This window comes from Brucella lupini (assembly GCF_002252535.1).
Taxonomy (GTDB): domain Bacteria; phylum Pseudomonadota; class Alphaproteobacteria; order Rhizobiales; family Rhizobiaceae; genus Brucella; species Brucella anthropi.
Genome location: NZ_NNRN01000021.1, coordinates 19,411 through 29,753 on the forward strand (window position 1 = coordinate 19,411; position 10,343 = coordinate 29,753).

The following is a 10,343-nucleotide window of genomic DNA, read 5'->3' on the forward strand; positions in this document are numbered from 1 at the left end:
CCCATGAAGTGTGAAGGTCAAACTAACCTCCAGAGGGGAACAGCTGATGCGGCGGAACTGGGAGGTGACCGCCATATGCATCAGCTGCAGGCGTTATGCACTTATTTTCACCGCACCGCACCTAATTTTTGTGCAATGCCGCTATGCAACCTGTGCACTGGGCTCGGCATCGACATCTGCCGCGAGCTGAGCCTCGATCTCTCGCAAGGCCTGCTTCTTGCTCAGCAGTTCATCGGCGAAAGCAAACGCACCTCCTTCTCGTGATCTAAATGACTCGAGCCGCCGGCGTGCTTCCTCGACGCGGCTCTGATATTGCCGCCGCTCCTGCTCGAAACCATCAAGTGCATGCTCCAAACGTGAAATGGCACCAAGCGGCGTGACCGTGATCGAGAGGTCGATCTCGTAATCGGCCCCGGTGCGCTGCAGCAGCGTTTCGTACCGGTAGCCGTCGCCTTTTGCGAACCTCTCGCCTTCGTAAACGAGATGGAACCCGCCGATGGTAGCAAGTTGAACTTGGCCCTCTTGCTGGTTCTGGATCAAGGTAAGGATCTCCTTCATCAGCGCGCGACCGGCCTCCTTGCGTTCAGTTTGCGCCTTACCGCCCACACTCATCGTGAAAGTGCCACCGCTGGTCGGCTCCAACCGTTCAATGTCGGCCCCAATCTCCGAGATCCGCCGCGTCGAGACCTCGATGTCGCGCTCGGCATCACGCATTTGCCGTCGAACGGCATACTGATCATCCTCATGAGCGGCGCGCAGCCGTTCAAGCCGGGCGATATCGGCCTCGAACCCGGCCTTCTGCATGAGCCTTTCGTCACCTGAGGCGATGGCCTTGGCCATGGCGAACTGGTTCGCGGCCCCTTCGCCGACATCCTCCAGGCGACGGATCGACGTATCGCCAGAAAGGGCAGCGGCGATGAAGCGGGCCTTGCGCTCGTTGTTTTGCCACATGGATGCGTCGAGCGATCCCTCAGTGGCATAAGCATAGATATCGACCTCATCATGCTGGTTGCCCTGCCGCACGATGCGACCCTCGCGCTGCTCGATCTGCGATGGGAGCCACGGCACGTCGAGATGGTGGAGTGCCTTGAGACGAAGCTGGGCATTGACGCCGGTGCCCATTGTTTCCGAAGACCCGATCAGGAAACGGACCTTGCCGGCGCGAACGTCACCGAACAGTCGCTGCTTTGCCTGCGTCTTCTTGTAATCCTGCATGAAAGCGATCTCCGAGGCCGGCACGCCGAGCCGGATCAGTTCGTCACGAATGAAGCGATAGGCAGAAAAGCCGCGTGTTTTCTCGACATGGATCGTGCCGAGATCGGAGAAGATCATTTGAGCCGCGCCGGGCAGGTCGAAATTCTTGCCGTCGGGACGACGGTAGACCGCCTGGCCGGTCTCTCGCCAAATGCGGAAGGCATTGCGGATCAGGAGATTGAGCTTGTTATCTGGTTCATTGTGGACCGCCGGCATGACGAAGCGAAGGTCGATCGCCGCATGGCGCCCGTCTGTGATGACCGACAGCAGAATGTCGTCGCCGGGCTTGGCCGGTCCCTCGCGCTGCTCGATCGCTTTGATGCGAGTGTCGAGTACCTGTTGATAGGCCTTAAAGGCCGCCGTCGGCTTAGCCGTTAGAATCTGTCGACGGCCCGTCGAGATACCCGGCACTTTCACGTATCGGCGCAGGTCTTCCGGCATCACCACATCGGCGAAGGTCCGGAACATGGCGATCAGTTCGGGAACGTTGACGAAGCTAGCGAAGCGGCTGACCGGCTTGTATTTGCCGGATGGCTGGATTTCGAGTTCGGTGGTCGTGTCGCCGAAGCAGGACGCCCAGGCATCGAATTCGTGCAGCCCGCGCTCGGCGAGGGCCGCGTGGCCGAGCAGCCGCTGGATCGAGAACATCTCGCCAAGCGTATTGGTGATCGGCGTGCCGGAAGCGAGCACCAGCGCGCGACCGGGGTTCTTTGTCTCGATGAAGCGAGACTTCACATAGAGATCCCAGGCACGCTGTGAGCCATTCGGATCGATCCCTTTCAGCGTCGACATATTGGTCGCGAAGGAGAGCTTCCTAAACTCCTGCGCCTCGTCTACGACAATCTGGTCGATGCCGATTTCGGAGATGGTAAGAAGGTCGTCCTTGCGGGTTGCGAGGCCTTCAAGGCGTTCTTGCAACCCTTCCTTCAGCCGCTCGAGGCGCTTGCGCGAGACGCGATCCTCGCTGTCAACCTTGATCAACAAATCCTCATAGAGCTGCAGCTCATCCTGAATCATTTGGCTCTCGAATGCCGAGGGAACTGCGATGAATCGAAACGCCGAATGCGTGATGATGATCGCATCCCAGGTCGCGGTTGCCGCGCGCGACAGAAAGCGGGCGCGCTTGTCCTTGGTGAAGTTCGTCTCATCCGCGACGAGGATGCGGGCATTGGGATAAAGGGCAAGAAACTCGCGCGCTGCCTGCGCCAGGCAATGGCCCGGCACGACCAGCATCGCCTTGGCGATCAGCCCGAGCCGGCGTTGCTCCATGATGGCTGCTGCCATTGTCATTGTCTTGCCGGCGCCCACGGCGTGGGCAAGATAGGCGGAGCCATCGGCAATGATCCGCCAGATGCCACGTTTCTGGTGCCCATAAAGAACAAAGGCGCCAGAGGCGCCAGGCAGTTTCAGGTGGGACCCATCGAATTTCCGAGGTGCAATATTGTTGAAGCGATCGTTGTAGTCACGCACCAGTCGGTCGGCGCGATCGGCATCGGTCCACACCCAGTCACCAAATGCTTGCTTGATTTTTTGCAGTTTGTCGCGGGCGGCTTCAGTATCGACGACATTCAGGACGCGGCGCTCACCATCGGCGTCCCTGAACACATCGAAGATCTGCGGTACGCGACTATTCAAGGCGTCCGCCAGAAGCTCGCCAGCATGGCGGCGGCTGGTACCCCACTCGGATGTACCAGCTGCACTATAGCCGAGCTGCCTTGCCTCGACGGTCCAGGAGCCGAGTTGAGGCATATGATGGATACGGATATCGGTTTCCATCCGCTCTTTGACGAAGGCAACAACATCGGCGGCTGGAATCCATGGTGCGCCAAGGCGAGCGGTAATGTCTGACGGACGCAGGTCAGCGGGCAGAACTTCCTGCAGTGCGTGGACGTTCCGCTCATAGGCCGGGTCGAGTGCGGCGGCCGCCCGCGCGACAGCCAGCTTGGTGCGGACGGCACCTGACAGATAGGCGTCTGCGGTCTGCCAGGAACCATCAGCAGGGTCGCGGAAGATGGCGTCTCCAAGCTGTCCTGTCACACTGGTTGGGTCACCATGCGTCAGCTCCGCAATATGATCTATGTCCACATGGCCACGCTCGTTGAGAACGACCGCCAGCGCGTCCGCCGCCGATGTCACAACCGGCGCTGATGGGGGAGAGATCACCCTTTCGGAAAAGATTGGCCCCGGCTTCGCGGTGTCGGTCTCCAAATCGTAGTCCTCGATCGAGGCAACCAGCCAGCAATCGGGATCATCGCGGAACGGCGACAGGTTCGGCTGACGATGGGTTTCTTTGACATCCCCGGTCTCGGGATCCTCCTGTATGGAGACGGTGGTTTGGTTGATCGGTCCGAAGTCGCGGACGAAACTCGACCACGCGACGCGCAGCCGGACTTGTAGGTCGCGGCACGGCCGATCGTTTTCCTGTGCTTTCAGTACTTCCCGGACGGTATCGCGGATCGGGATGAGTTTCCTGATGATCCGGACGTGCTTCTCGGAGAAGCCGTCCCCGGACCGGCCTTTGCGCAATGTCACCGGCACGGGCGACCCGTCGAGCATCTGCATCAAGCCATGGGCCTTGTCGATGAAGAAGCTGCCCTCGCGGACGGGGCTGTCCTTTGCCCTTGGTTCAACGACGTCGGCGAACTCGTCTCCGAGATCGGTATCGATCGGCGTCGGCTCGCCGTCGTAGACATCGCTGGGCAGGAGATCGATGGCCGCCGAAAGCGCGGCTTCGAGATCCTCGCCCTCGCGGGGCCGGCACGTATAGGTCTCACCAAAGCGTCCCGATGTCAGGGCATGGGTACCGAGCACGAAGGCGGGATGGCTGGCGAACCAGCGGTTGATCCGGATAGCACTCCCGTCATTCTCCGCTGGCCGGATCTCATCGACGTTGAGCCAACCCTGATCACCCTCGGGCTCGCCGACCTTGCGTTTTCGGAAGAAAAGAATGTCGACGACGACGTCAGTACCAGCGTCACGGCGGAAGCTTCCCTCGGGCAGGCGGATCGCCGTGATCAGATCGGCTGACTTGGCAATATGCTCGCGAGCGGTCGCATCGGCCTTGTCCAGCGTTCCGTGCGAGGTGACGAAAGCTGCCAGCGCGCCCGGTTTCAAGTGGTCGATGGAACGCGCGATGAAGTAATCGTGCAAGCGAAGGCCGAGCGAGCGGTAACGTCGATCTGAGCGGACGGTACGATCCGAAAAGGGTGGATTTCCGATTGCAAGGTCGAAGATCGGAGCCAGATCGGTGCGCGCGAAGTCATCGTTGATAATTCTGGCTCTCGGCTGCAACAGACCCGCGATCTTTGCCGTGATCGGATCGAGTTCAACGCCAGTGACAAACGCGGTGGCCCGATAGGTTTGCGGCATAAGGGCAGGGAACAGGCCTGTCCCGATCCCCGGCTCAAGTACCCGGCCGCCGCGCCAGCCAAGCTTGATGATACCGGCCCAGATCGCCCGGATGATAAATTCTGGCGTGAAATGGGCGTACTGTGTGCAGCGTGCGAGCGACACATATTCTGCCTCTGACACTGCAGTTTCGACCGAAGAACCGATATCGTTCCATTCCTGCCGAAAGTCCCCTTCGCCCGGGAGGCGGAACACGCCGTTGGCCAGTTCGCCAGCGCCGAAGCCGGTGAAACGGATCAGTTGGGCCTGCTCTTCAGGCGTCGCAGGCCGACCCTGTTTTACGATGCTGTTCGCGACCAAGATGGCCGCGACATTGGCACGCGCGCGATCCTTCCAGGATGAGGCCAGGCCGCGATCGCCATCAAGATAGAAGTTCGCAGGCCGTGCTGAGCGACGCGGCGATGACGGGGTTGCAGCCGGCAACGCGGGGGCCGGCGACGACGGGTTTGGATCAGGATCGTCATCATTGGCGGCAACCGGTGAAAAGTCGCCAAAGGCAGTGTCGCCAATGCCGATGCCCGTCGAGAGCGCGGCGGAACCAAACATGTCGAAGGTGAAAGGATTGTCATTCATGGAAATGCTCCTTTTTCGGGCATGCGTCATCGGCCGCGGGCGGACTCGGCGGGTCGATGCGCTTTGATGGTGGAAATGGGTTGACGGCTGTCAGGCCACCAAGGATGGAAGGTGGCGCATATGAACAGGTAACTTGGCGGCGATTTCCTCGTCCGTCAGATCGTCGAGCAATTTCAGGAGGGTGCCGTTGCTGCCGCTCCAAAGCATGATCGTCCGCTGACCTTGGAACGCCGGCGGAAAACGATCACCGGCATAGCCGCGATACGCGTCTGCGGTCAAACTCCAGATATGCTCCAGACGCTCCTGACGCGTCATGGCGCGGACAGGCTGGCTTTCGCGCTTGACAATTGCGGCCCGCATCTCTTCGACCGAGGCTGTGACCGACAAATCGCAATAAGAATGGAAATACCTCACGGCGCCATCGATCCGCAGTTCAAAAAAGATCGACGTTACGGATCCGATCATGAACTCGCGCATCGAAAAAATCGGCCCGCGTATCCACAGGGGCGGGAGGATGTCGAGCATGTAGGTGTAAAGACCTTCGTCTATTTCGAACCATTCGCCGCTATAAAGCGGGGCAGCATCCGCCCGCCCAAGGTCCGGACGTTGTTTGTGCCGATCAAACAGCCGGAACATCTGGTGGCGGGTCGCGACGCCTTCGAAAACCTTTCGGATAGTGGACGGGGATTCCATCTGCGGCTCCTGTAAGTGCGGGGACCGAAGCGTCAGATCACCGTGATCCTGCTCGTTTTCTTCGATCCCTCAAGACACCTTCCGGGCCGCCGGCATTGCGCTCGACCGGGTCAAGGGCCGGCCTCAGCCGGGCGAAGCCTCCCTTGATGCGGTCGTGCGAGATGCGGCACGCCGCTTTCCGTTCTCCCTCTTCGCGTTTTCCCTCTTCTTTTCCTGCAGTACTTCGTTCCAATCTTCCGCTGGCGGCCGCAGCCGCAACCAAGAGCGCCCTTCCTCTTTGGCGAGGTTTTGCAACCGATCTGCGAAGGTGTCCCCTTGCGTGTTCGCGTCGGTCGCACCTACCAACTGGGCATCGGGGTTTGCCAGCAGCGATCGCAAGCCTGCTTCGGTCGATGGAGACCAGCCACCGCCGGTGCTGAGATAGAGAGTGTCCTCGCGCAGGCCCTCAATCGCAGCAAGGCTCATCGCGTCGATCGCCGCTTCAGTCACGCAAAACCTTGTTGCGTTCGGTCGACCGAGGCGGAAAAGGACCTTGTTTCCACCAGTCGCAAAGCCGCGCCACTCGGGGCCGCGCTCTTCCCATCCGGTGACGACACCCTCCGCCGAACTATGCCGTGCCCACATGCTGCCAAACGGCCCCTCGCGGATCGCACTCTCATGAATGGCGTAGCGGACGATCGGGACAGGGATGGCGCGGGCCCAGCAAAGATATCGCCAGGCACCCGTTCCCGGACCCGGCGCGCGTCGAGCACGCCACCTTTCGGCGATGTTAAGTGGGGGCGCCTGGGTCCTCGGCTTGCTCCAGATTATGGGGCAGGGATCGAAACCGACGAGGGTTGCCACACGGGCTATCGCCTCCGTGAAGGTCAGCCGGTCGAGTAGCGCTGCAAGGGAGAAGACGTCGCCTTTCTCGTCGCTTAGCGGATCAAACCAGCCACGTCCATCGTGGGTCACAATGATGATTTCGGCGCCCCTGCGAAACTTTACGGCACGCCGGGTGCTTTCCTTTTTGTCAACCGCAAAACCTGCATCCGCGAGAACCGCCGCACAGCCAACCTTGTCTCGCAAGATCTCTATTTCTTTTCGTTTCATCATTTTCTCCAATCGCTCGCGATTGTCCCTGTTTTGCTCCCCGTATTATCAACGGATCTCTTTCCGCCTGCCGCGAAGAGCAGAGGAGGCAAGGGCGCGGATGACAAGGTGCAAAGTTGCACCGCCCGCGGCGAAGCTTCCCTTGCCGCCGACAGATCGCCAGCGGCAACCGGAACGCAAAAATGCCGGCTCAGTGAGCCGGCCAGGGAAAGAATTCGTGCACGATATCGAGGTCGTCGCTTGCATCGATTTCGTCCGAGGGCAGGACGCCATATTCGCCGTCGACTTCGAAGACGGTGACCGGGACCATCAGGTCACGGGAGAGCTGGAAGGCATGGGACTGTGCGAGAGTGAGATCGTGCGACATGTTAGGGCTCCATCCGGGAGCGGGCCAATTCCCGCTCGATGGCTCCAGAAAGGCCTAATACCGGGCGCGATCACCGCGCAGGCGCAGCCCAGCGGCCGCAGCTCGCTAGCGGACCCTTCACGGGTTGATCGTGGAAGATCCGGAGTTGGGCCAGGACGCCATCAAGAGAGAGCGGGATTGGTTTCGATCTGGAGCCGCAATCACATCGCACGCTCGCAGGCTCGCATCTCTGCCTGGTTACACTCTGACCGAGGGGGTTGCCGGGGCTCTTTCATTCGATCGCGAGTAGGACGGCCGTTTATAGAGCTCGTCGACGACATTCAGTTTGTTTCGCATATTTGTCAAAACGCGCTGTGAGACTTCGAAAGCGCCACAGCAAACCGGGAAGCGCCCATAGCCGACGGCCCGGCCAAGCTCATCGAGCTCCGCCCCGGCACGCTCATAGATCCGGCTCATGTGGGGCTCATAGTTTGAGATCAGCGTTTCGATGCCGTTGTCCAACGCTATCTCGCACAGCGCCAGCAGCAGGAGGCAAAACGCCCGATCGGGACTCAACCCCGCCATATCGCGAGCGATCGCTTCCACATCGATGCACATGCGTGTTCCTTCCCAGATTGACGGTGCAACCAGATCGCAAGAGCCAGGAAAGGTGTCCCTGAACACGTCGTATAGCAGTGTCGGCCCGGTGGTTGGCATCAAGCGAACCGAACCGTAGAGCTGCGTTTGGTGCGTATCGCACCAAATAAGATACGCAGGTTTCAAGTCGTCGTAGATATCCCTCTCATAGGGGCCACAAGTGGCTACCTCCCATCCCAGCTGGTCGGCGAAAACCCGCTTTCTGAGGCGGAACGATTGATCGAGAAGGTCTTCGTATTTTCGATACTGATTTGCCTGGACAAGAATGTACAACTGCATCTCCAACGGTTGTTTTCCGTAGGATGCACAACTGTTCGATAGGCCCGTATTCCCTCAGATCAGCACCCTCATCTTGGGGTATTGCCAAATGCTCTCAAATCAGAATCCCATTACACGTGTTGTAATGTTATACCATAGCGCATAACAAGTATTATGGAACTAAGCTATTGTAATCACAGTGAAAAGCTACTGTTGTGCAAAACCCGGTACGAACATAATTACGGACAAATTATTCTTGAAAACAACTTATGCGGCAACACGAGTTTTAGCGCGAGGGCCACCCATTATGTTATCTGGCGGCGGATGATGCGGATACTTAAATACGGCAGTCTTGTCTTTGCCCTCTTGCTTATTGGTCTAGTCGGCTATGGAGCGAAGGGATACTTTGATGCACTATCGGATGCCACGACGTTGCGGGCTCGTGCTGACGAAGTGATCGCTCAGGGCCGCGGCGGCGGTTCCTTAGGCGCAGCTTATCGAGCTATTTTGATCGCGGTTGAAGACCCGAATTATTCAACCCATTCTGGGGTAGATTTCTCTACTCCAGGCGCTGGTTTGACAACAATCACTCAATCGGCAGCCAAGCGGCTCGCCTTTGAGCAGTTTCATCCTGGCCCCGGCAAGATAAGGCAGACGGGCTACGCACTTGGGATGGAGCGCCGTCTTTCCAAGGAGCAGATTCTTGCCCTCTGGCTGGAAACGCTGGAAATGGGCAAGGGACCTGATGGCTGGATAGTAGGCTTCCATTCGGCAAGCTCAGCGATCTATGGGCGGTCTCCAGCCGAATTGACCGAAGCGGAGTTTATCCGGCTCGCGGCCGTGCTGATAGCGCCGGCTTCATATGATCTCGCTCGAAGCGACGCCAAGCTCGAGGAACGCGCCGGCCGAATCCAGCGTCTGGCAGCCGGGGCGTGTACGCCTGCGGGCTTTTCGGATGTTTGGCTCGAAGGGTGCCGATAGCGTATCCCATGCGACAGGATTTTGAGAGAAAGAAAGATGGAGGAAGCGCGTGGCCTCGATAACGTCAGGCAATGCAGAGCAATATGGCGATAGCCGCAAGCTTGCGGCTCGCGCCCGGTTGAACAGCGAGTACACGATCGCCGAAACCGGCTGGTTTCCTTGGATAGCAGGGCAGCTTCCTCTCAAGCCCGGCGACAGCATCCTTGATATCGGGTGTGGTCCTGGTTGGTTTTGGGAGGCAGCCGCAAGCGGCCTGCCGCAAAACCTGCACCTTACGCTTTCCGATCTTTCTTCGGGCATGGTTCAGGAAGCCGTTGAGCATTGCCGGCCCCTGCAATTTGCATCGGTCACAGGGCAGCAAGCCGACGCGGCCGCGTTGCCCTTTGAAGACGGGTCCTTTGACACCGTCATCGCCATGCACATGCTCTATCATCTGCCTGACCCGTCGAAGGCGGTTGCGGAGATGCATCGGGTTCTGAGGCCGGGCGGTTGTCTGGCGGTGACGACGAACGGCGCCGGCAACATGCGCGAGATGTATGGGCTGACAACGGTGTTCGGCAGTCCGCCAGTCGATCCGGCCGGCGCTGCGTTCGGATATGACGCGGCCGAACGGATCATGCAGGCTCAGTTCGGCAATGTGACCATGAAGCAGCATCCAGCCTGTCTGCGCGTGACCGATCCGGAAGACGTATTCCTGGCCCTGACGTCCTACCCTCCCGGCGATGCTGCCGACGACGCGCAGCTTGTCGCATTCCGGGATGCGATCACCAAAGCGTTTCAGGTGGGCAACGGTGTTCTTGAGGTTGGAAAGGAAAGCGGCTTATTCGTAAGTCATAAGCGAAATGCAGAGTGACTAACTCTCGTGCCGGTCGATGCCCAGCGCTCCGCGATCGCCGATTTTGCTACCGGATGGCTGACGCGGGCCCTGCAGAAAACGTCCTAACCGGCTCCACGCCCAAGCGGCCGAGCGTCAGACCTGTTGGGCATCCTTGTGCGAGGAGCCGAGCTCGACAGGAAGATCGGCCTTCATGTCGCTCGGCACGACATAAAGCTCCATGTTTTCGCGCGACAGTTCCCAGTG

At 59.4% G+C, this 10,343-nt stretch carries 7 protein-coding genes; 2 read left to right on the forward strand and 5 right to left on the reverse strand.

From position 1 onward, the window contains the following. Window positions 1–141 precede the first annotated feature (141 nt). The 5 genes from CES86_RS01735 to CES86_RS01750 all read right to left on the reverse strand — a co-directional run bounded on the left by CES86_RS01735 (window position 142) and on the right by CES86_RS01750 (window position 8,296). Window positions 142–5,235 carry an N-6 DNA methylase gene (locus CES86_RS01735; protein ID WP_080823865.1) on the reverse strand — a complete coding sequence of 1,698 codons (5,094 nt, stop codon included), beginning with the start codon at window positions 5,233–5,235 and terminating at the stop codon, window positions 142–144. A gap of 90 nt (window positions 5,236–5,325) precedes the next feature. Next, window positions 5,326–5,928, reverse strand: coding sequence for a DUF1419 domain-containing protein (locus CES86_RS01740; RefSeq protein WP_080823864.1), 603 nt, complete (start codon window positions 5,926–5,928; stop codon window positions 5,326–5,328). Window positions 5,929–6,051: 123 nt separating this feature from the next. Next, on the reverse strand, window positions 6,052–7,020 hold the full coding sequence (locus CES86_RS01745; protein ID WP_234899603.1) for a DUF3991 and toprim domain-containing protein: 969 nt from the start codon (window positions 7,018–7,020) through the stop codon (window positions 6,052–6,054). Window positions 7,021–7,210: 190 nt separating this feature from the next. Continuing rightward, window positions 7,211–7,387, reverse strand: a complete 177-nt coding sequence (locus CES86_RS27390; protein WP_003501810.1) for a hypothetical protein — start codon at window positions 7,385–7,387, stop codon at window positions 7,211–7,213. Window positions 7,388–7,624: 237 nt separating this feature from the next. Next, window positions 7,625–8,296, reverse strand: coding sequence for an acyl-homoserine-lactone synthase (locus CES86_RS01750; protein WP_080823934.1), 672 nt, complete (start codon window positions 8,294–8,296; stop codon window positions 7,625–7,627). Between the two features lie 159 nt (window positions 8,297–8,455). Here CES86_RS01750 and CES86_RS27785 point away from each other — a divergent pair, with 159 nt between their 5' ends. Both CES86_RS27785 and CES86_RS01760 read left to right on the forward strand, forming a co-directional pair. Beyond that, window positions 8,456–9,262, forward strand: a complete 807-nt coding sequence (locus CES86_RS27785) for a transglycosylase domain-containing protein (protein ID WP_235819859.1) — start codon at window positions 8,456–8,458, stop codon at window positions 9,260–9,262. Window positions 9,263–9,311: 49 nt separating this feature from the next. Then, the gene (locus CES86_RS01760; protein ID WP_052821163.1) at window positions 9,312–10,115 is read left to right on the forward strand and encodes a class I SAM-dependent methyltransferase; all 804 of its coding nucleotides are present in this window, start codon (window positions 9,312–9,314) and stop codon (window positions 10,113–10,115) included. Window positions 10,116–10,343 lie beyond the last annotated feature (228 nt).